The 25290-nt window shown below is 73.1% G+C and carries 19 protein-coding genes; 9 read left to right on the forward strand and 10 right to left on the reverse strand.

Annotated elements, in window-relative coordinates; genetic code table 11:
* Positions 1 to 62 precede the first annotated feature (62 nt).
* On the forward strand, positions 63 to 581 hold the full coding sequence (locus tag ACICHK_RS24375; RefSeq protein ID WP_406838548.1) for a DoxX family protein: 519 nt from the start codon (positions 63 to 65) through the stop codon (positions 579 to 581).
* On the opposite strand, the gene ACICHK_RS24380 is transcribed toward ACICHK_RS24375, so the two are convergent.
* From ACICHK_RS24380 to ACICHK_RS24390, 3 genes are read right to left on the reverse strand one after another with little or no spacing between them, the layout of a single operon-like run.
* Positions 575 to 1402 carry a class I SAM-dependent methyltransferase gene (locus tag ACICHK_RS24380; RefSeq protein ID WP_406838549.1) on the reverse strand — a complete coding sequence of 276 codons (828 nt, stop codon included), beginning with the start codon at positions 1400 to 1402 and terminating at the stop codon, positions 575 to 577. The genes ACICHK_RS24375 and ACICHK_RS24380 overlap by 7 nt on opposite strands.
* 47 nt (positions 1403 to 1449) lie before the next feature.
* Entirely contained in the window at positions 1450 to 1668 is a 219-nt protein-coding gene (locus ACICHK_RS24385) for a hypothetical protein (RefSeq protein ID WP_406838550.1), read from the reverse strand.
* Complete coding sequence (locus ACICHK_RS24390; protein WP_406838551.1) at positions 1655 to 3037, reverse strand: PspC domain-containing protein; 1383 nt, start codon at positions 3035 to 3037, stop codon at positions 1655 to 1657. The genes ACICHK_RS24385 and ACICHK_RS24390 overlap by 14 nt, the downstream gene beginning before the upstream one ends.
* Positions 3038 to 3214: 177 nt before the next feature.
* Here ACICHK_RS24390 and ACICHK_RS24395 point away from each other — a divergent pair, with 177 nt between their 5' ends.
* Together ACICHK_RS24395 and ACICHK_RS24400 are read left to right on the forward strand one after the other, a co-directional pair.
* Complete coding sequence (locus tag ACICHK_RS24395; protein WP_406838552.1) at positions 3215 to 4504, forward strand: PspC domain-containing protein; 1290 nt, start codon at positions 3215 to 3217, stop codon at positions 4502 to 4504.
* Complete coding sequence (locus ACICHK_RS24400) at positions 4501 to 5229, forward strand: LuxR C-terminal-related transcriptional regulator (protein WP_406838553.1); 729 nt, start codon at positions 4501 to 4503, stop codon at positions 5227 to 5229. The genes ACICHK_RS24395 and ACICHK_RS24400 overlap by 4 nt, the downstream gene beginning before the upstream one ends.
* Before the next feature lie 9 nt (positions 5230 to 5238).
* On the opposite strand, the gene ACICHK_RS24405 is transcribed toward ACICHK_RS24400, so the two are convergent.
* A complete protein-coding gene (locus ACICHK_RS24405) occupies positions 5239 to 6327 on the reverse strand; it encodes a C40 family peptidase (protein WP_151469159.1) in 1089 nt (362 codons plus the stop codon).
* Between the two features lie 544 nt (positions 6328 to 6871).
* Here ACICHK_RS24405 and ACICHK_RS24410 point away from each other — a divergent pair.
* Positions 6872 to 7225 (forward strand): hypothetical protein, encoded by a 354-nt coding sequence (locus ACICHK_RS24410; protein WP_151469158.1) that lies wholly within the window; start codon positions 6872 to 6874, stop codon positions 7223 to 7225.
* Positions 7226 to 7256: 31 nt separating this feature from the next.
* Here ACICHK_RS24410 and ACICHK_RS24415 read toward each other — a convergent pair whose 3' ends face one another.
* Positions 7257 to 8246 carry a tellurite resistance/C4-dicarboxylate transporter family protein gene (locus ACICHK_RS24415; RefSeq protein ID WP_406838554.1) on the reverse strand — a complete coding sequence of 330 codons (990 nt, stop codon included), beginning with the start codon at positions 8244 to 8246 and terminating at the stop codon, positions 7257 to 7259.
* Between the two features lie 131 nt (positions 8247 to 8377).
* Positions 8378 to 9580, reverse strand: coding sequence for an NlpC/P60 family protein (locus tag ACICHK_RS24420; RefSeq protein ID WP_406838555.1), 1203 nt, complete (start codon positions 9578 to 9580; stop codon positions 8378 to 8380).
* Positions 9581 to 10157: 577 nt separating this feature from the next.
* Between ACICHK_RS24420 and pcrA the strand changes: the two genes are divergently transcribed.
* Positions 10158 to 12680, forward strand: a complete 2523-nt coding sequence (gene pcrA, locus ACICHK_RS24425; protein WP_406838556.1) for a DNA helicase PcrA — start codon at positions 10158 to 10160, stop codon at positions 12678 to 12680.
* Between the two features lie 63 nt (positions 12681 to 12743).
* Here pcrA and ACICHK_RS24430 read toward each other — a convergent pair whose 3' ends face one another.
* Complete coding sequence (locus ACICHK_RS24430) at positions 12744 to 14513, reverse strand: peptidoglycan DD-metalloendopeptidase family protein (RefSeq protein ID WP_406838557.1); 1770 nt, start codon at positions 14511 to 14513, stop codon at positions 12744 to 12746.
* A gap of 129 nt (positions 14514 to 14642) precedes the next feature.
* Positions 14643 to 15509: an esterase/lipase family protein gene (locus ACICHK_RS24435; RefSeq protein ID WP_406838558.1), complete on the reverse strand. Its 867-nt coding sequence runs from the start codon at positions 15507 to 15509 to the stop codon at positions 14643 to 14645.
* 776 nt (positions 15510 to 16285) lie between these two features.
* Between ACICHK_RS24435 and ACICHK_RS24440 the strand changes: the two genes are divergently transcribed.
* Entirely contained in the window at positions 16286 to 16702 is a 417-nt protein-coding gene (locus ACICHK_RS24440) for a cobalamin B12-binding domain-containing protein (RefSeq protein WP_151469153.1), read from the forward strand.
* 426 nt (positions 16703 to 17128) lie between these two features.
* Here ACICHK_RS24440 and ACICHK_RS24445 read toward each other — a convergent pair whose 3' ends face one another.
* Positions 17129 to 18745, reverse strand: a complete 1617-nt coding sequence (locus tag ACICHK_RS24445; RefSeq protein ID WP_406838559.1) for a DUF5691 domain-containing protein — start codon at positions 18743 to 18745, stop codon at positions 17129 to 17131.
* An 88-nt stretch (positions 18746 to 18833) separates the two neighbouring features.
* Positions 18834 to 20189, reverse strand: coding sequence for an SWIM zinc finger family protein (locus tag ACICHK_RS24450; RefSeq protein WP_406838560.1), 1356 nt, complete (start codon positions 20187 to 20189; stop codon positions 18834 to 18836).
* Between the two features lie 133 nt (positions 20190 to 20322).
* On the opposite strand from ACICHK_RS24450, the gene ACICHK_RS24455 reads away from it, so the two are divergent.
* The 3 genes from ACICHK_RS24455 to ACICHK_RS24465 are packed head-to-tail and all read left to right on the forward strand — an operon-like array spanning position 20323 to position 25138.
* On the forward strand, positions 20323 to 21468 hold the full coding sequence (locus ACICHK_RS24455) for an AAA family ATPase (protein WP_103552816.1): 1146 nt from the start codon (positions 20323 to 20325) through the stop codon (positions 21466 to 21468).
* Positions 21465 to 23978, forward strand: a complete 2514-nt coding sequence (locus ACICHK_RS24460; protein ID WP_406838561.1) for a DUF5682 family protein — start codon at positions 21465 to 21467, stop codon at positions 23976 to 23978. Before ACICHK_RS24455 ends, ACICHK_RS24460 begins: the two co-directional genes overlap by 4 nt.
* Positions 23975 to 25138, forward strand: coding sequence for a VWA domain-containing protein (locus ACICHK_RS24465; RefSeq protein ID WP_406838562.1), 1164 nt, complete (start codon positions 23975 to 23977; stop codon positions 25136 to 25138). The genes ACICHK_RS24460 and ACICHK_RS24465 overlap by 4 nt, the downstream gene beginning before the upstream one ends.
* Positions 25139 to 25290: the final 152 nt, after the last annotated feature.

Genomic DNA, 25290 nt, shown 5'->3' on the forward strand with positions numbered 1-25290 from the left:
CGATTCGTACGTATGGTCTGGTGAGTGGCCAACGGCACACGGGTGAGAGGTGGCGGAGAGCGATGACTCACGGTATGCGGACGGAGACTCACCCCCAGAACCTGGGGGAGCGAAGGGACTGGCGGGAGACCGCGACCCGCTACTCCCTGCTGCCCCTGCGGATCTTCCTGGGCGTCACCTTCGTCTACGCAGGCCTCGACAAACTCACGGACAGCGCCTTCATGAAGGCCTCCGGCTCGGGCTCGATCGGCGACATGATGCGCGGGGTGCGTGATTCCGCCGCCATACCGGCCCTCGTCGACCTGTCCCTGAAGAGCCCCGTCGGCTTCGGCTACGCCATCGCGTTCGGCGAGCTCGCCGTCGGGATCGGCACCCTGATCGGACTGTGGGCCCGTCTCGCCGCGCTCGGCGGCGCGCTCATCTCGCTCAGCCTGTGGCTGACCGTGAGCTGGGCCTCGGACCCGTACTACTACGGCAACGATCTCCCGTACCTGTTCTGCTGGACCCCCCTCGTGCTGGCCGGGGCGTCCTACTGGTCGCTGGACGCCGTGATCAGGCAACGACGCCGGAGCGCCTACTGAGGCCCCGAGCGGGCGAGGAACAGGTCGCTCAGGTGGTCCATGTCGATGCCGCCGCCGTGCGCGTCCAGAACCCGGGCCGTCTCGGCCAGGATCCGGTCGCGCCTGTCGGCGGGCAGGACACGGAAGCCGGAGAGTGACGCCAGGTACCCCACGTACCGATCGGTGTCGTAGTGCCGGCTCCGGCGGAAACGGGACGCGCGCAGGTCGGTGAAGCGGCCGTCGCGCCAGCACTCGTCCTCCGGCCAGGAGCCGGGTATCGCGCCCCAGTCGCCCGGCACCTCGCCGAACGAGGACGCGGGCTCACCGTGCGGCGTGTTCACCATCCCGTGCCGGCGGTCGACCTCGCTCAGGGCGGCGTGCAGCCCCGCGTCGCGGACACCCTGGAGGTTCCAGAACAGCGCCACCGCGCCGCCGGGGACGAGGGCCTCGTGGACCAGGTCCCAGCGCCGCCCGGGGTCGAGCCAGTGCCAGGACGTGGCGGCCAGGACGAGGCCGAAGCGGCGGCCGTCCGGCCGCCACTCCTCGAAGGGACCGACCCGCACCTCGACCGCCGGCCAGGAAGCGGTGTTGCGGCGCAGGACCTCGGCCATGCGCCGGTCGGGTTCGACGCACACCAGCGCGGTTCCCGACGCGGCGAACGGCACCGTGGCCTTCCCGGTGCCCGCGCCGACCTCCAGCGCCGCGCGGCCGCCCAGGGCCGCGTACGCCAGCACCTCCGTGACCAGCTCGTCCGGATATCCCGGGCGGGTGGCGTCGTACAGCTCGGCCACCTCGCCGAAGACCCGGCCGCGCGACCTGTCGACGTGCTCCCGTGCGGCCATCCGCGCCCTCCCGACCTCCCGGCAAGGGGGAACCCTACCGACAGGCCCTAGGAGTTGGACGGCTTTCGGGCCGTACGGCGTCTGCGGACGGCGTGGTTCACGGACGCCACGGCGCCCGCGAGGCACAGACCGACGACGACGACCGGGATGATCGCGAACCACTCGGTCTCCCACCAGCCGCCCGCGTCTCCGGCGTAGGCGATGCCCCCCGCGGTGAGGAAGAGGCCCACCACGAGCTTTCCGGGCTGGAACTCATGACGCGGCACGGGCCACCTCCGCCTGGCCGACGCCGACCTGGAGGTCGAGGTCCAGGGTGCCCCCGTCCTTGCTCCCCGTCGTCGGCGGCAGGGTCACCTGCTTGTGCTTGCCCGGTTCCACGTCCACGTCCTTCTTGTCGTCACCCGGCAGCTGGATGTCTCCGACACCCACCTCGACGGTCAGCCGCACGGTCACGTCCTGGGGAACGATCACCTTCAGCTGGCCCGCCCCCACCTCGGCGTTCGTCTTCACCGTCTGCCCCCGGGCGAGGTCGACACGGCTGAGGTCGAGGGTGCCCACTCCCGTGCCCAGGTCGTAGCTCGTCCTCACGTCCGCCGCGGTCGCCGGAGCCCAGGTCGTCCGCACCCAGTGCGTGCCGATGTCCTTCGGCAGGGCCGCGGAGGCCGCGAGGAGGCCCGCGGTGATCACCGCCAGGAAGACCGTTCCCGCGCCCGTGCGGCCGCGGAAGGAGCTCACGGCGATGCCCAGGCCGAACACGATGAGCGCGGCGGCCAGTCCGGCCTGGAGGCTGGTGCCGAGCGCCCGGTCGTGCCAGTTCAGGCCGGTGGTGAGGCCGCCCGCGAGGAGGGCGAGCAGGAAGATCCGTCCGCCTATGGGGCGGGGGCCGTGTCGTACGGGTTCCCGTTCCGTCCGCGGGCCGGGGCGGGAGGTGCCGCGGGCGGTGCTCGGCGCGGCGGCCACATCGTGGTCACCGGCCTCCACCGGGCCCCACATGTAACCGGTGCCGCCCACGTGCGAGCCGTCCTTGACGATCGGGTCGCGCCACCAGGAGGGATAGGAGGCAGGGACGGGCGGGGCCTTCGCCTCCGGCGGGGCGTCGGCGGCGGCCTGCGCCGCCAGGGGGTCCGGGTCCGCGGCGCCGCGGTTCTGCGACCAGTAGCCCGCGCCCGCGAGCAGCAGGGACAGGACGACGGCGAACGTCAGCACACCGCCGTTCTTGAGCATGGACAGGAACACTCCGCAGCCGACCAGCGCGAAGAGCACGGCGGTCAGGGCGGGGCCGTCGACACGGCCGGTGAGCAGCTTGCGGACCTCGTTCTCCTCCTCGTCGTCGTACGGGACGAAGAGCCAGGCGAAGCCGTAGAAGATGAGGCCGATCCCGCCGGTCGCGGCGAGCACCGCGAGCACGATCCGGAAGATCACCGGATCCATGTCGCACTGCCGGCCGAGCCCGGCGCACACCCCGCCGAGCATCTTCTGCCGACGGTCGCGCCGGAACCCGCGCGGTGCCCCGGGGGAGGTGTCGGCACCGGCGTCCGCCGGCCGTGCCGCGGCCGCTTCCCCGTGAGCGCGCGGTTCGTCACCCGGAGCGGTGCCGGGGTCCGGCTCCGTCGCCGCGTGCTGCTGATCTGTCATGCGTCCATGGTGACGGGCGGGGCGGCGCGGCGGCAGTCGGGATGACCCTGGCCGAACCCTGATATCCGCCCGGAGTCGGGGGGAGGGGGCGGCTCGAACGCCGATGCGTGAAGATCAGGGGAGTATCCGGGGCCGACCCTGATGCTCCCGTACGCCGGGCGTGTGAACATCGATGCCATGCCGGAAGCCGTAGCCATGCCCACCGACGACCCGCGGCCCCCGCGCAAGCTCTACCGAAGCAGCGACGGACGCTGGCTCGGGGGCGTGGCGCGCGGGCTCGCCGGGCACCTCGGGCTGCCCGTGGTCTGGGTGCGGCTGGTGTTCGTCGGACTGTTCATGGCGGACGGGCTGGGCGCGCTGCTGTACGCCGCGTTCTGGTTCTTCGTGCCGCTCGGGGTCGGCGGTGTCGGATCCGGCCGTACGCCCGCGTTCACCACCGAGACCTCGCCCGACGGCCGCCGCAGACTCGTGGCCCGCAAGCCGGACAAGGGCCAGATCGTCGCCCTGCTCCTCATGGTCGTCGTGGCCATGGTCTTCGTCGGCAACGTGAACCTCGGCGGCGGCACGAGGGTCTATCTGTGGCCGATGGTCCTCGTCGGCGCGGGCGTCGCCCTGGTCTGGCGCCAGGCGGACAACGCGCGGCGGGCCCGCTGGGCGGAGGTCGGCCGCCGGCGCCGCACGCTCTCGCTGCTGCGGTCCGCGGCGGGCGTGCTGCTCGTCACCGCCGGTGTCTCCGGGATCTTCGTCCTGCAGGGCTCCGCGGCCCACCTCGGCTCGGTGCTCCAGGCGGCGCTCGCGGTCCTCGTCGGCATCGCGCTGCTCGCGGGCCCCTATCTGATCCGGATGACCCAGGACCTCTCCGAGGAGCGCCTGATGCGCATCCGCGCACAGGAGCGGGCCGAAGTCGCCGCCCACGTCCACGACTCGGTGCTGCACACCCTGACCCTGATCCAGCGCAACGCGGAGAACGCGAACGAGGTGCGGCGCCTCGCCCGCGCCCAGGAACGCGATCTGCGGGCCTGGCTCTACAAGCCGGACGGCAGCGGCAAGGACGAGGACGAGGAGCCCGACACCGTCGCCGAGGCGGTCCGCGGTCATGCCGCCGAGGTCGAGGACAAGCACGGCGTTCCCATCGAGGTCGTCGTCGTGGGCGACTGCCCGCTCGACGACCGCCTGACCGCGCAGATGCAGGCGGCGAGGGAAGCGATGGTGAACGCGGCCAAGTACGGTGGCGAGGGCGGCGCCGTGCAGGTCTACGCCGAGGTCGAGGGCAGGACGGTCTTCGTGTCCGTCCGTGACCGCGGCCCCGGCTTCGACCTCGACGCGATACCCGCCGACCGCATGGGCGTCAGAGAATCGATCATCGGCCGCATGGAGCGCAACGGCGGCACGGCGCGGCTGCGCGCGGTGCCCGACGGCGGCACGGAGGTCGAACTGGAGATGGAGAGGGCGGAGAAAACGTCATGAGCGACACGAACGAGCCTGTGGAGTCCGGCGGTTCGGCCGGGGAGGCCCCCGCGGCCGGGGGTGGGCGCCGGGTGCGCGTGGTGCTCGTCGACGACCACCGCATGTTCCGTACGGGCGTCCAGGCCGAGATCGGCGAGACCGGGCGGACCGGCGTCGAAGTGGTCGGCGAGGCCGCGGACGTCGACCAGGCGGTCACGGTCATCACGGCCACCCGCCCCGAGGTCGTCCTCCTCGACGTGCACCTCCCCGGCGGCGGCGGTGTCGAAGTACTGCGCCGCTGCGCTCCGTTGATGGCCGACGCCGAGCAGCCGGTCCGTTTCCTCGCGCTGTCCGTGTCGGACGCCGCGGAGGACGTGATCGGCGTGATCCGCGGCGGCGCCCGGGGGTACGTCACCAAGACGATCACCGGCACGGACCTCGTGGACTCGATCTTCCGCGTCCAGGACGGCGACGCGGTCTTCTCCCCCCGCCTCGCCGGTTTCGTCCTCGACGCCTTCGCCTCCACCGACGCCCCGCCCGTCGACGAGGACATGGACCGCCTCACCCAGCGCGAACGCGAGGTTCTGCGCCTCATCGCCCGGGGGTACGCGTACAAGGAGATCGCCAAGCAACTGTTCATCTCCGTCAAGACGGTCGAGTCGCACGTCTCGGCGGTCCTGCGCAAGCTCCAGCTCTCGAACCGCCACGAGCTGACCCGCTGGGCGACGGCACGACGACTGGTCTGACCCCGGGCCTCAGGCGACCCGGGCGGCCCCCACGAGGGGCATCTCGGTGATCGGGGCCACCCGTACGGGCGCCGACGGGTTCGGGGCGTGGATCATCTGGCCGTTGCCGATGTAGAGGCCCACGTGTGTGACGCCCGGGTAGAAGAACACCAGGTCGCCGGGCTGGAGTTCGGAGAGGGAGACCCGCTGCCCGGTGTTGATCTGGGAGTAGGTCGTGCGGGGCAGGGAGACGCCCGCGGAGCGGTACGCGGCCTGGACGAGACCGGAACAGTCGAAGGCGTCGGGGCCGGTGGCGCCCCAGACGTAGGGGCTGCCGAGCTTCGAGCGGGCGTAGGCGATGGCGGCCGCCGCCCGGGAGTCGGGCGCCGCGACGCCGGATCCGGTCCCGGCGGCACCGGACGACGAGACCGGTGCGGGGTCGCGGGCCGCGTCGCGCGAGACGTGCTGCCGGTCGTTCGCGCCGCCCCGCTCCACGTACTGCGTGCGCTGCTCCGGAGTGAGGCGGTCGAGCAGCCGGCGTGCCGCGGTGAGCTTCTCGTTGACCGTCTTCTTCTGCCGCTTCAGCTCGGTCTGCCGCGCCTTGAGCGTCGACAGTTCGGTGTGGGCCTCCTCGCGCAACTGCTCCAGCTCGCGGAGCTGTTCGCGTACTCCGGCGATCTCCGCCGACTGCCGGGTGCCGACCCGCTCGGCGAACGCGGCCCCCTCCAGGTACCGGTCGGGGCGGTCGGAGAGCGCGAGTTGCACCACGGGGTCGAGTCCGCCGCTGCGGTACTGCGCCGCCGCCATCGAACCCAGCGCGTCCCGGGCCGAGTTGAGCCGGTCCTCCCGGCGGGCCGCCTCGTCGCGGAGCTTGCTCAGGTTCGCCTCCGCCTGGCCGGCCTTCTCCTTGGCGCCGTTGTACTTCTCGGTGGCCGCCTCCGCCTCCTGGTACAGCTTGTCGACCCGGGCCTTCACCTGGGCCGGGGACAGCTGGGGGTCGGCGTGCCCGACCCCGTCGAAGCCGGTGGCCGTGGCCGCGCCCGCGAGGGCGATGGTGATTGCCGTGCGGGCCGTGTTTCCGCCGATCGAGCGCTGTCTGGCCTTGCGGTGCGCTGCCACGAGGGCCCACATCCTTCCGTGCGACCGCCCTTGAGGTGCGGTCAAGCGGTGACACGTCCGGCGGCGGCTCACAGGGGGAGCGTGCCGCCGCCGGACCTTCTCGGCGGTGGTGCCCGACTGCCGTCCCTGGCCCGGACGGTGGTGGGGAGCCGGTCACCTGGTGGAGGACGCTAAACCTGCGAGCGCGCTGTTGGTAACGCTATGTACGGAACTATCGCCATTGGATCGCCGAGAGACCGTATGTGGTCAATTTCCTGGCTGTGCACCGTCGGCTTCGCGCGGGGTGATGACCGATGCGGTGGATTCCGGACAGTTCGCGCGGTGCCGGTGCTATGGGTGACACGCGACGGCCGGGTGGCGGGGGAGTGGCTGCGGGGGCCGCGGCGCAAGGGGGGTCCGGTGGGAAAGGGGCGCCGGGCGGGCGGGGGCAGGCGGACAGGGAGGCGGGGTGGTCCGGCGGGCGGAGGCGTCCGGGGAACCGGCCCGGCCGAGGGGTGGACCCGGCCGGGAGGGGTGTCAGGGGGTGAGGTTAGGCTCCGGCCCCATGGACGTACTCATCCATCTCTTCGTCGGCCTGCACATCATCGGCATCGCCGCGCTCCTCGGCGGCTTCTTCACCCAGATGAAGGCGATGGGCGCGGGCACCGCCCGTTTCGTCCCGGCGATGCTGCACGGCGCGCTGACCATGCTGGTGACCGGGGTCGCCCTGGTCGGGCTCAACCAGGCCGAGGGCGGCACGGTCAACACCGTCAAGATCGGTGTGAAGCTGGCCCTGCTGATCGTGATCCTCGGGCTCGTCTACGTGAAGCGGGACGACGAGACGGTGGACAAGCGCCTCTTCGGCCTGGTCGGGCTGCTGACCGTCACGAACGTCTTCATCGCCGTCCTGTGGACCTGATCGGCGCTCCTGATCGGCCCTGCGGGCCTGATCAGCGCCCCCGGTCCCGCACGGCGGACCTGAAGGCGAGGGCGGTGCCCACGACCGCCGCGAGCCACGCGGCCACCGCGATCCACAGCAGCACCTGTCCCGGCCCCTTGAGCCGGAAGACGTCCAGGGCGGCCGCGACCGCGAGCGTCGCCACCGCCGTCATCCCCATCGGGAACACGGACGACCAGCGCCGCACGTCGTACCGCGGGCGCGGCCACACCACCTCCGCGACGGCCAGCAGGACGTAGCAGGCGAGGTCGAGCACGAGCAGCGCGCCGGTCGTGGCGCGCAGGACGCCCTGGTCGTCGTTGTTCCACAGGTACTGGTCCGCGTCGCGCGCCACGACCAGTCCCGCCCCGGCCAGCGCCGAGATGCCGAGCGCCCCCGCCGCCACCCAGTGGTCCCCGGCACCCTTCCTCACCTCCCACGGGTCGAAGTGCGCGAGCGAGAGCACGTAGAGCGCGACCCCCACCCAGAACAGCGTCATCGCGGCGTGCGCGAGCCAGTCCGAGCCCGCCTCGGTGGCGATCGCCGACCCGAGGACCGAGAGCCCCTGCGTGGCCACGCAGACGAGGAACACCTCTCCCGTCGTACGGCGCCGCCAGCGCCGCATGACGGCCAGGAGCAGGACCGGCCAGAGCGCGGCCGACAGCGCGAGCAGGACTTCGGCGAGTCCCCGCCACCCCAGTACGGAGAACCGGGTGCCGAGCACGGTGGTCGCCGCGACCGCGTCGAGCCCGGCGGGCGTGCCGGCCCGCCGCGCCCATTGCTCCCGGTCGCCCACCAGTCGGGCGAGGAAGTCCGAGGCGAGCCCGATCCAGATGAGCGACGCGAGGAGCAGCGCGATCCGGGAGAGGGGCTCGTGACCGGTCAGGTGCAGCCCGATCGAGAGGATGCCGGTGGCCATGACGGCGGCCCCGGCGGCGGGCGCCCACCCCGTCCACCAGGCGCGGAGCGGAATGACGTCCGGCATGTCCGGTGTGTCTGGCATGCGCCCGATGCTAGGTATCTCCGGAGCGGTTGCGGGCGGGGCGCGCGCGGAGGGAACGAGAACGCGGGGTGCGCGTGGGGCTTCACCGGTCCCCGCGCGCACCCCCCTGAGAGCGGTGCCCTCGTCCCGGTCTACGCCGGGCGCACCACGCTGTGGATCGCCGAGGTGCCGTCGTAGTAGATCGATTCCTCGCGGACGTACGCTCCCGGCTTCGGCGCGTGGATCATCATGCCGTCGCCGATGTAGAGGCCGACGTGGCTGATGTCGCCGTAGAAGAAGACCAGGTCGCCGGGGCGGGCGTCGGAGAGGGGGACCGTCGTGCCGGCGTTCACCTGGTCGTAGGTGACGCGCGGGAGGCTGACGCCGGCGGCCTTCCAGGCGGCCTGGGTCAGGCCCGAGCAGTCGTAGGAGTCCGGGCCCGTGGCGCCCCAGACGTACGGCTTGCCGATCTGCGCGCGGGCGAACGCGAGCGCCTCGGCCGCCTTCGACGAGGACGCGGGCGTGGACGGGGAGTCCGTGGCCGTCGACCCCGTCGACCCCGTCGACCCCGACGATCCGGAGGCCGATCCGGAGGCCGTGCCGGTCGTGGTGCCGGACGAGGACTGCTCCTTGGCGGCCTTCTCGGCCGCGGCCTGCTGCCGTGCCAGCTCCGCCGCCTTGGCCGCGGCCTGCTCCTGCTTCTTCTTCTCGATCGCCGCCAGCCGCGCCTTTTCCTCGGCGTTCAGCTTCGAGAGCAGGTCGCGGGCCTCGGCGAGCTTCCGCTGCACCGTGGCCTTGGAGGTCTTGAGCTCCTTCTGCGTGGCGGTCAGCGACTCCAGGCTCCGCGTGGCCTCCGTCCGCTTCTTGGTGGTGGCGGCCTGCTCCGTGACGTAGTCGTCGACGGCCGCCTTCTGGCGGGTCGTCAGCCGGCTCATGAGCTGGGTCTGGTCGAAGTAGTCCTGCGGGTTGTCCGCGAGCAGCAGGGTCGCGGTGTCGGGTGCGGCGGCCCCGGTGCGGTACTGCGCCGCGGCGAACGAACCCAGTTCCTCGCGCGCGGAGTTGAGCTTGTCGGTGCGCCGGGCGACGTCGTCGAGCAAGGTGTCGACGCGCTTGCGCTGCTCGGCGGTCTTCTCCCGGGTCGCGTTGTACTTCTCGGTGGCGGTCTCGGCCTGGTGGTAGAGGGCGTCGACCTTCTTGGAGACCTCTTCGATGCTGGGCCTGGGCTCGGCCGAGGGGGCGGCGTTGGCCGTCTGGGAGAGCAGGGCCACGGAGGTGAGGGCCGCCGTGGCGAGGGCCGGGGTCCGTATGCCTGCGATGCGCGCACCCGAGGGGCGCGCCTTGCGGTGTGACGCCAAGAGAGGCGACTCCTTCCGTTATCCGCCTACCGAGTTAGCGGTGGGGGCACCCCCGCGCCGTTCAGGCTGTGGGGGAGGGTTCGGGCGGACGGTTCCGGAAGGTTGCCCTACGGTCCTCGCCTCGAGAGGCGGTGGACCGATTCACCCCAAGGTCGGTGGGTCCCCGGCTCCGGGGCCTCGCGGCGCACCGGACTCGGCGGAGGCCGCCCGGCCCGGCGAGGTTCGCCGGTTGCGGTCGAGCGGCCTTCCGGCACGCTAGCCAACCGGCGTGGCCCGTGTGAAGGTTGATGCGCGATATGTCCGATACATTTTCGTGACCTTCGCCGCACGTTCCGCTCCCGTCCCCGCCGCGGCACGTGTGCGGCGACGCGGGCCGGCCGTGAACCCCGAGTTCTCGGGCCGGCCGACCCGCCCTTTCCCTGGGTGACCTTCCGGGGCCACTCGGTTGCGGGGTGTGAGGTGTCGCGGTCGGAGGGGTGCCGGTTCGGGGCCGGTCCCCGGGACCCTTGTCACACTTCCGGTCGAGTTCCCGAGGCGGCGGCGGGCTGTCGGTGGGGCGGCCTAGACTCGGAGAGCGATGAGCAGCCTCTTTGACGACAGCTTCCTGGCGGCCCTCCAGCCCTCCGCGGCCCACGAGGACGAACCCCCGCCGCCGCCCGAGGACGATCACGTACCGGAGCCGGTTCCGGACGATCTGTTCGGCGGGAAGTTCGACGTGCCGCCGGACCGATGGGGGTTCCCCCGCTCGAGCGAAGCCGAGAGTGGGGGAGGGTACTACCGCGACGGCGCGCCCAGGCCCGCCGTGGACCCGGCGGCCCTGCTGGACGGGCTGAACGAGAACCAGCGCGCGGCCGTGGTGCACTCCGGCTCCCCGCTGCTCATCGTGGCCGGTGCCGGCTCCGGCAAGACGCGCGTGCTCACCCACCGCATCGCGCACCTGCTCGGCGAGCGCGGCGTCCACCCCGGCCAGATCCTGGCGATCACCTTCACCAACAAGGCCGCCGGTGAGATGAAGGAGCGCGTCGAGGCGCTCGTGGGCCCGCGCGCCAACGCGATGTGGGTGATGACCTTCCACAGCGCCTGCGTCCGCATCCTGCGCCGCGAGAGCAAGACGCTCGGCTTCACCTCGTCGTTCTCGATCTACGACGCCGCCGACTCCAAGCGTCTGATGGCGCTCGTCTGCCGTGATCTCGATCTGGACCCCAAGCGGTTCCCGCCGAAGTCGTTCAGCGCCAAGATCTCGAACCTGAAGAACGAGCTGATCGACGAGGAGGACTTCGCCGCCCGGGCCGCCGACGGGTTCGAGAAGACCCTCGCCCAGGCGTACGCGATGTACCAGTCGAGGCTGCGCGAGGCCAACGCGCTCGACTTCGACGACCTGATCATGACCACGGTCAATCTGCTGCGCGCCTTCCCGGACGTCGCCGAGCACTACCGCCGCCGCTTCCGGCACGTCCTGGTCGACGAGTACCAGGACACCAACCACGCGCAGTACGCGCTCGTCCGGGAACTCGTGGGAACCTCCGAGCCCCCCGCGGGCGGACCGTCCGGTGAGTACGGCCCGGATCCGGCGGAGCTGTGCGTCGTGGGTGACGCGGACCAGTCGATCTACGCCTTCCGCGGCGCGACCATCCGCAACATCCTCCAGTTCGAGGAGGACTACCCGGACGCGACGACGATCCTCCTGGAGCAGAACTACCGCTCCACCCAGACGATCCTGTCCGCCGCCAACGCGGTCATCGAGCGCAACGAGTCCCGCCGCCCCAAGAACCTGTGGACCAACGCGGGCGCGGGCTCGAACATCACGGGCTACGTCGCGGACACCGAGCACGACGAGGCCCAGTTCGTCGCCGACGAGATAGACCGCCTCACCGACGCGGGCGAGGCCAGGGCCGGCGACGTCGCGGTCTTCTACCGCACGAACGCCCAGTCCCGTGTCTTCGAAGAGGTCTTCATCCGCGTCGGCCTGCCCTACAAGGTCGTCGGCGGTGTCCGCTTCTACGAGCGCAAGGAGGTCCGGGACGTCCTGGCGTACCTCAGGGTGCTGTCCAACCCCGAGGACTCGGTCCCGATGCGCCGCATCCTGAACGTGCCCAAGCGCGGCATCGGCGAACGCGCCGAGGCGATGATCGACGCCCTGGCGCAGCGCGAGAGGATCAGCTTCCCGCAGGCGCTGCGCCGCGTGGACGAGGCCTACGGCATGGCCGCGCGCTCCACCAACGCGGTCAAGCGGTTCAACACGCTGATGGAGGACCTCCGTACGATCGTCGAGTCCGGCGCGGGCCCGGCCACCATCCTGGAAGCCGTCCTCGAACGCACCGGCTATCTCGCCGAGTTGCAGGCGTCGACCGACCCGCAGGACGAGACCCGGATCGAGAACCTCCAGGAACTCGCCGCCGTGGCCCTGGAGTTCGAGCAGGAGACCGGTGAGGGCGAGACCCCGCCCGGGCTCGCCGCGTTCCTGGAGCGGGTCGCGCTCGTCGCCGACTCGGACCAGATCCCGGACGAGGAGGACGGCAACGGCGTCATCACCCTGATGACCCTGCACACCGCCAAGGGCCTCGAGTTCCCCGTGGTCTTCCTGACCGGCATGGAGGACGGCGTCTTCCCGCACATGCGCGCGCTCGGGCAGGTCAAGGAGCTGGAGGAGGAGCGGCGCCTGGCGTACGTCGGCATCACGCGCGCGCGTGAGCGGCTCTACCTCACCCGGTCCTCGATGCGCAGCGCCTGGGGACAGCCCTCGTACAACCCGCCCTCCCGCTTCCTGGAGGAGATCCCGGCGGCCCATCTGGACTGGAAGCGCACGGGGGCGACGGCGTCCCGGCCGGCGGGTCCCGTCTCCGGTGTCGCGGCCTCCCTCTCGTCCACGCGTTCGCGGTCCGCGGCCTCGGGTGCCTCCGGGTTCGCCACCCGCCGCGGCGCCGGCGAGAAGCCGGTGGTCTCGCTGGCCGTCGGGGACCGGGTCACGCACGACCAGTTCGGCCTCGGCACCGTCGTCGGGGTGAAGGGGACGGGCGCGAACGCGGAGGCGACGGTCGACTTCGGGGAGCCCAAGCCGAAGCGGCTGCTGCTGCGGTACGCGCCGGTGGAGAAGCTGTAGTCCCGCGGGACCGTTCGCGGGTTCCCGGCCGTCCGGAGGCAGACGGCCGGGGGGCCCGGGGTCCTACGTGGGGTCCAGGCCGTGGCTGCGCAGCCACGGCAGGGGGTCGATCGCCGAACCGCCGGCCGGGCGGACCTCGAAGTGCAGGTGCGGGCCGGTCGAGTTGCCGGAGTTCCCGGAGAAGGCGATCTGGTCACCGGCCTTGACGGTGGTGCCGGAGGGGACCTTGTACGTGGAGAGGTGGCAGTACCACGTCTCGGTACCGTCCATCGCGGTCACGATCATCATGTTGCCGTACGCGCTGTTCCACTGCGTCCGGACGGTCCCGTCGGTCGCGGCCATCACCGGTGTCCCGTAGGAGACGGGGAAGTCGATACCCGTGTGCACGGACATCCAGTTGACGCCGGCCTGGCCGAAGTAGGCGCTGAGGCCCTGCTGTGCCACGGGAACGAAGAACTTCGGGCGCAGCCGCTCCTTGCGGGCCGCCGCCTCCGCCGCCTTCTTCTTCTCCGTCGCCTGCTGGGCCTTGAGGTCGATGCGTTCCTGGGTCCGGCTCGCCCGGTCGGCGAAGTCGTCCGCGCCCGCGGAGAGGCTCTGGAGCTGGGTGTCCAGCTTGAGGTTGGCGGCCGACGGCTTCACCGCGGTCGCTTCGGAGGCGCTGGCCGTCGTGTCCTTCGAGTCGTTCCCGCCGAGTCCGCCGAGTCCGCCGACGCCGCCCACGGAGGCGGCGGCGATCCCCGCGACCCCCATCACGCAGGCCGAGGGCACCGCGACGGTCAGCAGAGCGGAACGTTTCGCGGGACTGCGGCGCCGGGACCGGGAAGCGGTCCGCGACGCGGGACGCCGGACCGGCGTGACCTCTTCCACGCCGTCGAGCAGCGGCCTCTCGTGCCCCTCGGCGTACGGGTCGTAGGCGTCGTCGGAGCCGTCCGCGTCCGCGAGGTCCCCGTCCGCGCCGAACTCGTCCTCGTCCGGGGCGGGCCGGTCGTGAACCGCCTGGTCGAAGGTCGCGGTCGCCTGCTGGTCGAAGGGGACCGGGTCCGTCGGATCGGACGGTCCCTCGTACGTCATGTCGAGCTGCGTGAGCTCGTGGGCGTACGGCTCGGACTCCGTCCGCGGCTGCTCGTACACCTCGGTCGCCGGGTGCTCGTACGCCTCGGTCGCCGGGTGTTCGTACGCCTGGTACGCGTCCTGGCCCGAGGCGCTGTTCCACTGCGTGGCGTCGTACGCGCCCGTCCCCTGCGTCGGCACGGTCCACTGCTGGGTCCCGTCGAGCGGCTGCTCGGGCTGGACCCAGGCGTTCGCGTCCCACTGGCCCGAGGCGTCGGGGCCCGGGTACTGCGCGGGGATGTCGGCGAGCTGCTGGTAGCCGTTCGTCCAGGCCGTCGCGTCGTGGGCGCCGGTGTCGTAGCCGGTGTGCTGCCCCGCGTACGGGTCGTAACTCGGCTGCTGGCCCCCGGCGTTCCACTGCGTGGCGTCGTACGAGCCGGTGCCGGTCCCGTCCGGCAGGGTGCCGAAGAGCGGGTCACCGGTGAAGCCCGCGCCGGACCAGGTGCCTGTGGCGGCGGTGTTCGCGCCCTGGTCGAAGGCCGTGGCGGAGTAGTCGCCGTACGCGGTGAAGTCGCCGTACTGGGCTTCTTGCGCGCCGTAGAGCGCCGAGGCGGCGTCGGAAGCCGGAGCCGGGGGGGTCACGATCCCCGACGGGTGACGGTCGTTCACCAACTTCTCTTTCGCCTCGACAACAGGGGCTGGCAGAGCAGTGCGGCGACTGTACCCGGCGGTATGCGGGCGCGACAATCTTCGGCAGGTTTCCCCCTCGCTGGAAACGGGCATTCGGCCGTGTTTCGGGGGAGGACGGGAAAGGCTTTGGCCTGGCGTTCGATAAGCGTTCGAAATCTTGGAGGTGTGGAAGGGGTCCTCGGGCGGCCCTCGGACCCCTTCCGGAGCGACTCCGTGCCGTCCTCATGCCACGGTGAGGCCGCCACCGGTCCGGCTCACGGCGCGGGGCCCCGACACCTCGATGTCGAGCGCCTGCCGGATCCCGGTCGCGACGGCCGGGTGCACGGGCAGCGCGAGATGGCCGACGCCGCTCACGCGGACGTTCTGGGCGAGCAGGTCGGGATGCTCGACGCAGGCCGTCTCCAGCGGGTCCATCAGGTGGTCGAGGTCGCTCCAGAAGCTGACGAACTGCGTACGGCAGCCCGGAGCGGGACCGGTCAGTTCCTCGATCACCGCGGAGCCGGGGCGCATCTGGCGCACGATCGGGTGCGCGTTCATCAAGGGCGCGACGCGGGTGCCCGAGTGCGGGGTGCCGAGCGTGACGAGCGTGCGGACGTGGCTGTCGCCGCCGAGGCACTGCACGTAGTAGCGCGCGATCAGCCCGCCGAGGCTGTGTCCGACGATGTCCACCCGCTCGTGGCCCGTGCGCTCGCAGATCTCCTCGACGTGCCGGCCCAGCAGCTCCGCCGCCGTACGGATGTCGCACGTCAGCGGCGAGTAGTTGAGGGACTCGATGTGCTGCCTGCCGTGCTGGGCGAGGTTGCGGCGCAGCAGGAGGAAGACGGAGCGGTTGTCGATGAAGCCGTGCAGCAGGACGACCGGGGGCTTGGCCTCGGTGGGCAGCTTGGCGGCGACGTCGGGCGGGGGGAGCGGGTGTCCGGTGCGACGCTCCTGGGTGATGCCGGAGGGATAGAGGAGGAGGTGCCCGGCGAGGATCGCCAGTTCCAGGGCCGTCGCCTTCAGCAGGGCCATCGAGAGACCCGCCAGTTTCGTCGGAAACAGGCGCTGGCACAGCGGCAGAAAGGGCGACGCAGCCTCGGTGACCTTCATGGCCGACCTCCAGTCGGCACGCGGGAGGACCACTCCGTCCCCCGTGTGCCCTAGTGGAAAGCCGCGAGGTCGGCTACGGCGGCGGCCGACGGCGCGTCCACGGCGTGCGATACCGGTGACGCTGTGGAGTGCTCGGCCGAAAGGCGCGGAGATACGACGCCGACCCCGGCTCCCCGACGGTCCGCCGTGCTGGCTGCGCCGGCGTCGTGTCGTGGCGTGGAGTCGTCCCGCTTCTCCCGTGGTTCTCCTGCCCGGCCTCGCTCCCCGCTGTCGTGCCTTCGCCGATGTGCCCCAGCACCACGCCGTCCCGCTGACGACGCGGTGGTGCGGCCACCTGGTCGCGGCTCTTCTTGCGCCCGCTCCGGCCGTGGCCCGTACGCCGCAGGTCCCTGCGGCGCCAGTGCCGCGGTACGGAACCGTGCGCGGCGAACTTGTCCCAGTGTGTGATTTCCCCCTCGGTCTCCACCGCGAAACTGCCGGTTGCGGGATGCTGGCGATAACGTTCGTTCACTTCCCGGGTCGAGAGGGCCCGGGACGCCTGTGCCGCTTGGTGCGATCGGTGATCCGGTGCGGCGAGCGGAAAACTGAGCGATATGTGTCGATGGTCAGTAGTCGGCACGGTCGATGGACGCCCGTTGGTGACAATGGGTATCCAGTGCTGATCTGTCGGTGAACGATCGATCGGTCGTCGGCCGTCGTCCGCGGTGGCCGTCGCAGGCGTATGGCGGCAGTTTTCGTCGGTTGCAGGTTGAAGTAGTTCGTTCATGGAGGCAGTGATGGGTGTGGCAGCCGGTCCGATCCGCGTGGTGGTGGCAAAGCCGGGGCTCGACGGCCACGATCGTGGGGCCAAGGTGATCGCGCGGGCGCTGCGCGACGCCGGTATGGAGGTCATCTACACCGGGCTTCATCAGACCCCCGAGCAGATCGTCGACACCGCGATCCAGGAGGACGCCGACGCGATCGGCCTGTCCATCCTGTCCGGTGCCCACAACACGCTCTTCGCGGCCGTCATCGCACTCCTCAAGGAGCGCGAGGCCGAGGACATCAAGGTCTTCGGCGGCGGCATCATCCCCGAGGCGGACATCGCCCCCCTCAAGGAGAAGGGCGTCGCGGAGATCTTCACCCCGGGCGCGACGACGGTGTCCATCGTGGAGTGGGTACGGGCGAACGTCAGGCAGCCGGCCGGCGCGTGACCGGGCGCCTGCGCCACCCCGGATGACCGCTGCCGGCGCCTGAGCCTGCGCCGGCCCGCGTGACCGCCGGGGTCCGCGCTGCCCGCGCGTACACCGGTGAGCTCCGGCACCTCCGGCGCCGGAGTGGTCCGGCGCTGGAGATGTCGGGCCTCGCCAGATTTTTTGGGCGTACGGGGCCTCCGGGCACGCGGGTTCTCCGGCTCGCGCGGTTCTCCGGCTCGCGCGGCTCTCCGGTTCCCCGGCTCTCCGGTTCCCCGGCTCTCCGGGTTCGTGCGGCTCCCCGGTCCTCCGGGCCCGTCCGGGTTCTTCGCGTTCTCCGGTGCGTCCGGGGGCGGGGCGGGGAACAGGGCGTGGGGCAGGCCGGGGCGGAACCCGGTCCGGCCCGGTCCGGATGCCGTCCGTCCGGCCGACGGTGACATGGGCCGGTCAGGGCGCCGTGAGCTCGGCGGACATGGCCGCTCTCAGCCGCAGGGTCGTCACGAGCCGCTGGAAGGCCTCGGCCCAGTAGTCGCCGGCCCCGGGTGCCGCGCGCTCCGACTCGTCGGGGACCGAGGTGAGGCCTTCGAGCCGCCCCGCCTCCGCGGGGTCGAGGCAGCGCTCGGCCAGCCCCATCACCCCGCTGAAGCTCCACGGATAGCTCCCCGCGTCCCGCGCGATGTCGAGCGCGTCGACCACCGCCCGCCCGAGGCCGCCCGCCCAGGGCACCGCGCACACCCCGAGCAGCTGGAACGCCTCGGACAGCCCGTGCGTACCGATGAACCCGGCCACCCACTCGGCCCGCTCCCCGGCGCCCAGGGTGGCGAGCAGCTTGGCCCGCTCGGCGAGCGACACCGCCCCCGGCCCCCCGGCCTCCGGAGCGGAGGGCGCCCCGAGGAGCGCCCTCGACCACCCGGGATCGCGCTGCCGCACCGCCGCCCGGCACCACGCCGCGTGCAGTTCCGCCTGCCAGCCGTCCGCCACGGGCAGGGCCACCACCTCCTCCGGCGACCGCCCGCCGAGCCGCTCCCGCCAGGTCGCGAGCGGTGCCGCCTCGACCAGCTGGCCCAGCCACCAGGACCGCTCACCCCGGCCGGCCGGGGGTTTGGGCACCACCCCGTCCCGCTCCATCGCCGCGTCGCACTCGTGCGGCGCCTCGACCGTGACCACCGGCGTCCCCCGGGTGTGGTCGACGGCCACGCACGAGACCGCCCTGGCCGCCATCCTCGCGGCGAGCGCGGACCCCGGCAGGGCGGACAGCAGCTCGGCAGCCGTCGCCCGTACGTTGCGGCTGCGGTCGGCCAGGGCCCGTTCGAGGAACTCCTCGTCCTCGGCGCACAGTCCGGACCGCAGCGAGTCGAGGAACATCAGCCGGTCCTCGGCCCGCTCCGTCGCCCAGGTTGCGACGAGCAACTCGCGCCCGGCGGACGGATCCTCGGCCCGCACCGCCGACAGGAGCGCGACCCGCTCCGCGAACAGGCCTTCCTGCCAGAGCTGTCGTATCCGGCCGGGCTCCTCCGGCAGCTTGGTGGCTCCGCCCGACGAGGAGCGCAGCGCGAACCGCCACTCCGGGTTCAGCCGGGCCAGCCACAGCGCCCGCGGCCCGGCGAAGGCCAGCGCCGCGGGCCGCAGGTCCGTGCGCGCCCGGGCCGCGTCGAGGAGCGCCGGAAGTACCTGTGGGGGTGCGGCGAATCCGCGCGTGTTCGCCAGGGCCAGCCACTGGGGCAGCAGCTCCATGAGGTCGGGCGCCGTGCCCCTGCGACCTCCGCCGCCCGCGCCGGGGCGGTCCGCCAGCAGCGTGGCCAGCCGCCGGGCCGCGGCGGGCGGCAGCGCGGGCCGCGGATCCGGTGCCGCGGGCTCCGGACGGGCCGCCGCCCGCGCCGGCCGCACTCCGGCCCGCCGCCGCACGGTCTCCACGGCCGCCGCGTCCAGCAGGGCCACGGGAGCCTCTCGCCCGGGGTGCTGTCCCTGGAGCGTGCGCCGCTCCGTGCCGAGCAGCGCCACGGTGACGAGTTCCTCCCAGGAACCGCCGGCGGGAGCACCCGCCGGAGCCGGGGTCGTGTTCATGAGCGTCCTTTCCGTACGGGGCATCAGCGGCGGCCGGCCGCCGGGCCGCCGCCCGGGGCGCCGGGGGTGACGGGGGCGGCGGCGGAGGTCAGCACAGCGGTACCGCCTCACCCTCGCCCTGCGGCCACGCCGTCAGGGGAGTGAAGCCGCGGTGGCCGCACTCGCCGAAGACCGTGACCGGGGCGCCGCCGGACAGGGCGATCAGGCGCCACAGCTCGGGGCGGGACCGGGCCGAAGGGGTGAGGGGAAGGGCCGACTCGCCCTCGGCGTCCGCGAGTTGCCAGGAATCACCGTCCGGGGTCGGGACGACCCGCTCCAGGGTGACCGGGCAGGAGTCCAGCCAGGGGTCGGCGAGCAGGGCCTCTCCGTAACGGGCGGCGGCCTGGGACGTGGTCAGCCCCTTCGGCCGTATCGCCGCGGGTGCCGCGGGAGTGAACCGCTCGCCCAGCGCCGCCCGCAACTGGCCGGCGCCCGGGTACGCGGACAGCTCCGCCTCGAAGGCCAGCCCCACCGGAAGCGCCAGCTCGGGGGCCCGGCCCGCCGCTCCGTAGGAGAGGAGCAGGGCCGTGCGTCCGGACCCGGCGCCGTACAGCCAGATCCTGCGGGTCGTGAGCCGGGCGTCCGCCGTGTCGTACTGTGCGAGGACCAGCCAGTGGTCACGCACCGGCGGGCCGTCCGCGGAGCCGGGCAGCCCGACGCGGGAACGGACCGTCGCGGCCAGGTCGTCCGGCAGCCGCTCGCGCCGCAGCCAGCCCTGGTCGAGGAGGTGCAGCAGCGCGCACTCCTCCAGCAGTCGCACGGGCCAGCCCGGGCCCGACGACGGGATCGCCCCCAGCTCCCGCACGCGCGCCGCCAGACCGGGCGCCTGCGCGTCGACCATCCGGGCCGCCGTCTCCTCCCACAGTCCGTAGCCCGCCCGCTCGGCGGAGGCGAGGCCGCCGCGCAGCAGGTCCGCGAGCCGCTGCTCCAGCTCGGCCGCCCCCGCGGTGATGCGCTCGGCCCGCCGCTCGGCCCTGCGCCGCGCCGCCTCGGGATCACCCGGAGAGGCGGCTCCAGATCCCCCGCCCGCCGCGCTCCTGCCCTCCGCGCGCCTGCGCCGCCCCTCCAGCCACTGGGCGGCCCAGTCCGGCGCCTGCCCGGACGGCACCGCTCCGTCCGCGCCCGCCCAGAGCAGCAGCAGTCCCAGCGCGTGCTTGCACGGGAACTTCCGGCTCGGGCAACTGCACTTGTAAGCGGGACCCGCCGAGTCCGCGACGTCGACGACCGTCTGATACGGCTTGCTGCCGCTTCCCCTGCACAGACCCCATACCGTCCCCTCCTCGGTACTGCCCGCCTCCGACCACGGTCCGGCCGCGCCGAGCTTGCTCCCCGCCTTGCGTGACGCGGCGTCAGGCGCCAGTGCCAGCACCTGATCCGCCGTCCAGCGCACCGCCTGCTGTGTCATGCGGTCGAAGGTAGGACGCGCCACTGACAATCAAGCTTCGCGAGTGCGTTTGCACAGGTCAGAGTGCGTTGTCAGTGGTGTGGTGCACGGTGGGGACAGATCCGAACCGGCCGAGCTGGAGGGGGACCGAGGCATGTCCGTGTCCGTTGAACCGACGTCCGTTGACACACCCGCGGGAGAGAGGGGAGAGAGCCGGCCGGGCGAGGCGCTGCGACCGCACGCCGAGCACGCCTTCGCCGCCGAACTCGCCGCCCTCGCCGCGCAGGACGACCGGCCCCGCCCGGAACGCTGGCTGCTGTCGCCCTGGGCCGTGGCCACCTATCTGCTGGGCGGCACCCTGCCGGACGGCACCGTGATCACCCCCAAGTACGTGGGGCCGCGCCGCATCGTCGAGGTCGCCGTCACCACCCTCGCCACCGACCGGGCCCTGCTCCTGCTCGGTGTGCCCGGCACCGCGAAGACCTGGGTGTCCGAGCACCTGGCGGCCGCGGTCAGCGGCGACTCGACCCTGCTCGTGCAGGGCACGGCCGGCACCCCGGAGGAGGCCATCCGCTACGGCTGGAACTACGCGCAGCTGCTCGCGCACGGGCCCAGCCGGGACGCGCTCGTGCCGAGCCCGGTCATGCGGGCCATGGCCGAGGGCATGACGGCCCGCGTCGAGGAACTCACGCGCGTGCCCGCCGACGTGCAGGACAGCCTGATCACGATCCTCTCCGAGAAGACCCTGCCGATCCCGGAACTGGGCCAGGAGGTGCAGGCCGTGCGCGGGTTCAACCTGATCGCCACGGCCAACGACCGCGACCGCGGGGTCAACGAACTCTCCAGCGCCCTGCGCCGCCGTTTCAACACGGTGGTGCTGCCGCTGCCGGAGAGCGCCGACGCCGAGGTCGACATCGTCTCGCGCCGGGTCGACCAGATCGGCCGCTCCCTCGACCTGCCCTCCGTGCCCGACGGCGTCGACGAGATCCGCCGGGTCGTCACCGTCTTCCGGGAGCTGCGCGACGGGATCACCTCCGACGGCCGGACGAAGCTGAAGTCGCCCAGCGGCACGCTGTCCACGGCCGAGGCGATCTCCGTCGTCACCAACGGCCTCGCCCTGGCCGCCCACTTCGGCGACGGCGTCCTGCGGGCGAGCGACGTCGCCGCGGGCATCCTCGGCGCCGTCGTGCGCGATCCGGCGGCCGACCGCGTCATCTGGCAGGAGTACCTGGAAGCGGTCGTCCGCGAGCGGGACGGCTGGAAGGACTTCTACCGCGCCTGCCGCGAGGTGAGCGCATGAGCGCCGGGCCGCCCGCGCCCAGGGGCGGGACGGGGGGCCGGGGCCCGGGGCCGTTGCTGCTCGGCGTGCGGCACCACGGGCCCGGGTCGGCGCGGGCCGTGCGGGCGGCGCTGGAGGCGGCGGCTCCCCGGGTCGTGCTGATCGAGGGGCCGCCCGAGGCGGACGCGCTCGTCCCGCTGGCCGCCGACAAGGACATGCGGCCCCCCGTGGCGCTGCTCGCCCATGTCACGGACGAGCCCGGTCACTCGGCCTTCTGGCCGCTGGCCGAGTTCTCGCCGGAGTGGGTGGCGATCCGGTGGGCCCTGGAGCACGGGGTGGCGGCCCGTTTCATCGACCTTCCGGCGGCCCACACCCTGGCCCGGGGGACGGGGGAGACGGACCCCGGCACGGGCGAGGACCCGGGGCCGGGCGAGGACCCCGGCACGGCGGGGGATCCCGGCCCCGCCGGTGACGCCGGGCAACCGGACGCGGCCGCCGTACGGATCGACCCCCTCGCGGTGCTCGCGGAGGCGGCCGGCCACGACGATCCGGAGCGCTGGTGGGAGGACGTGGTCGAGCACCGGGCCGGTGCGGCGCACGACCCGTTCGCGCCGTTCGCCGTGCTGGAGGAGGCCATGGGGTCGCTGCGCGAGGCGTACGGGGTCGGAGGACACGACCGGGACCTGGTGCGCGAGGCGTACATGCGGCTCCAGATCCGTTCGGCGCAGCGGGAGTTCGGGGACGACGTGGCCGTGGTGTGCGGGGCCTGGCACGTGCCCGCGCTGCGGCGGCGGGCCGCCGTCGGCGCCGACCGGGCACTCCTCAAGGGTCTGCCCAAGGCCAAGGTCCAGCTGACCTGGGTGCCCTGGACGCACCGCAGGCTGTCCCGGGTCAGCGGGTACGGGGCGGGCATCGACTCGCCGGGCTGGTACGGGCATCTGTTCAGCGCCCCCGACCGCCCGGTCGAGCGGTGGCTGACCAAGGTGGCCCGGCTGCTGCGCGACGAGGACCGGGGCGTGTCCTCGGCCCACGTCATCGAGGCCGTGCGACTGGCCGGCACGCTCGCCGCGATGCGCGGCCGGCCGCTGCCGGGACTGAGCGAGACCACCGACGCCGTCCGGGCCGTCATGTGCGAGGGCTCGGACGTCCCGCTGGCGCTGGTGCACGACCGGCTCGTGGTCGGCGAGGTGCTCGGGGAGGTGCCGGAATCCGCTCCGGCCGTGCCGTTGCAGCGGGACCTCACGCAGTCGCAGCGGCGGCTCAGGCTCAAGCCCGAGGCGCTGGAGCGGGAGATCGAGCTCGACCTGCGCAAGGAGACCGACGCGGCGCGCAGCACGCTGTTGCACCGGTTGCGGCTCCTGGGCATCGCGTGGGGCGAGCCCGCAGCGTCCCGCGGCAGCACGGGAACCTTCCGCGAGACCTGGCGGCTCCGCTGGGAGCCGGAGCTTTCGGTGCGGGTCGCCGAGGCCGGGGTCTGGGGCACGACGGTCCTGGCCGCCGCGACGGCCAAGGCCGAGGCGGACGCCGTCGGCGCGCCCGCGCTCGCGGAGGTCACGGCCCTCGCCGAGCGCTGCCTGCTCGCCGGGCTGCCGGACGCGCTGCCCGTGGTGATGCGGGTGCTCGCCGACCGCGCCGCCCTCGACGCGGACGTGGGCCACCTCGCGCAGGCCCTGCCCGCGCTCGTCCGCTCCCTGCGCTACGGGGACGTACGCGGCACGGACACCCGTGCCCTCGCCGGTGTCGCGGCGGGCCTGGCCGAGCGCGTCTTCGTCGGCCTCCCCCCGGCCTGCGCGGCTCTCGACGGCGACGCCGCCGAGGAGATGCGCGGCCACGTCGACGCCGTGCACGGGGCGGTGGGACTGCTGGGGGAGACGACCGCGGGGGACGCCGGGTCCGGCGGTGTCCGCGGCCGCTGGCACTCGGTGCTGGGGGTGCTCGCCTCGCGGGACACCGTGCCGGGTGTGGTCAGGGGCCGGGCGGTCCGCCTGCTCCTGGACGAGGGGGAGCTGGCGCAGGAGGAGGCCGCGCGGCTCATGGGTCTCGTGCTGTCACCGGGGACGGAGCCCGCGGACGCGGCCGCGTGGATCGAGGGGTTCGTCGGGGGCGGCTCCGGCGGCATGCTGCTCGTGCACGACGAGCGGCTGCTCGCCCTGGTGGACACCTGGCTGACCGGGGTGTCGGCGGACGCGTTCACCGATGTGCTGCCGCTGCTGCGCCGGACGTTCTCGGCGTACGAGACGGGGGTGCGCAGGACCCTGGGCGAACTCGTCCGGCGCGGTCCGGCACCGCGCGCCCACGCCGAGGCCACCGGTTCCGGCTCGGGCATACCCGGGTTCGCCCCCGACCTCGACACCGGGCGCGCCGACGCCGTCCTGCCGTTGCTGAGCCTGCTCCTGGGGCTGGGCGATCCCGGTGAGGGCACCGGCCTCGGCGCGGACGCCGGAGCCGGCGGCGACACGGGCACCGCCGCCGGCACCAGCACCGACATCGGCACCGACACCAGAAACGATCTTGCGAGGGTGGCTCCATGACCGAGACGGCGACGGGCGCCGGGGACGAGCGGCTGCGGCGATGGCGGCTGGTGCTCGGCGGCGACGAGGCGGACGGCACCGGATGCGTTCTCTCCGGCCGGGACGCCGCCATGGACGGGGCGCTGGGCGCGCTCTACGGGAAGGGGAGCGGAGGACGGCCGGGACGGGACCGCTCGGCGGGGCTCGGGGCGTCGGCGCCCTCGGTCGCGCGCTGGCTCGGCGACATCCGGACCTACTTCCCCTCCTCCGTCGTCCAGGTGATGCAACGGGACGCCATCGACCGGCTCGGGCTCTCCGCCCTGCTCCTGGAGCCCGAGATGCTGGAGGCGGTGGAGGCCGACGTGCACCTGGTGGGCACTCTCCTCTCCCTCAACAAGGCCATGCCGGAGACGACGAAGGAGACCGCGCGGGCCGTGGTGCGCAAGGTCGTGGAGGACCTGGAGAAGAAGCTCGCCACGCGCACCCGGGCCACGCTCACCGGCGCCCTCGACCGCAGCGCCCGGATCAGCAGACCCCGCCACCACGACATCGACTGGAACCGCACGATCGCGGCGAACCTGAAGCACTACCTGCCCGAGTACCGCACGGTCGTGCCCGAGCGGCTGATCGGCTACGGGCGTGCCTCGCAGTCCGTGAAGAAGGAGGTCGTCCTCTGCATCGACCAGTCGGGGTCGATGGCGGCCTCGGTCGTCTACGCCTCCGTGTTCGGTGCCGTGCTGGCGTCGATGCGGTCCATCGCCACCCGGCTCGTCGTCTTCGACACGGCCGTCGTCGACCTCACCGACCAGCTCGACGACCCGGTCGACGTCCTCTTCGGCACCCAGCTCGGCGGCGGCACGGACATCAACCGGGCACTCGCCTACTGCCAGTCCCAGATCACCAGACCGGCCGACACGGTCGTCGTCCTCATCAGCGACCTCTACGAAGGGGGGATCCGCGACGAGATGCTGAAGCGGGTCGCGGCGATGAAGGCGTCGGGGGTGCAGTTCGTGGCGCTGCTCGCGCTGTCCGACGAGGGAGCGCCGGCCTACGACCGAGAGCACGCGGCGGCGCTCGCGGCACTCGGCGCGCCGGCGTTCGCCTGCACCCCCGACCTGTTTCCCGAGGTGATGGCGGCGGCGATCGAGAAGCGCCCGCTCCCCGTACCGGACACGGTGTGAGCGTTCCGGATCCGAGCGTGAGCGTTCCGGCTTTGATCATGAAGGCTCCCGTACCGACTGTTGATGACCTGTTTCGTCCGGTTCGGGAACCCGGACGGCCGAAAGCCGGTGGATCCACCCGACCGGCCCTCCGCGCGCCCGCCGGCCGGTCC

It is taken from the genome of Streptomyces sp. AHU1, assembly GCF_045343905.1.
Taxonomy (GTDB): Bacteria; Actinomycetota; Actinomycetes; order Streptomycetales; family Streptomycetaceae; genus Streptomyces; species Streptomyces triticiradicis.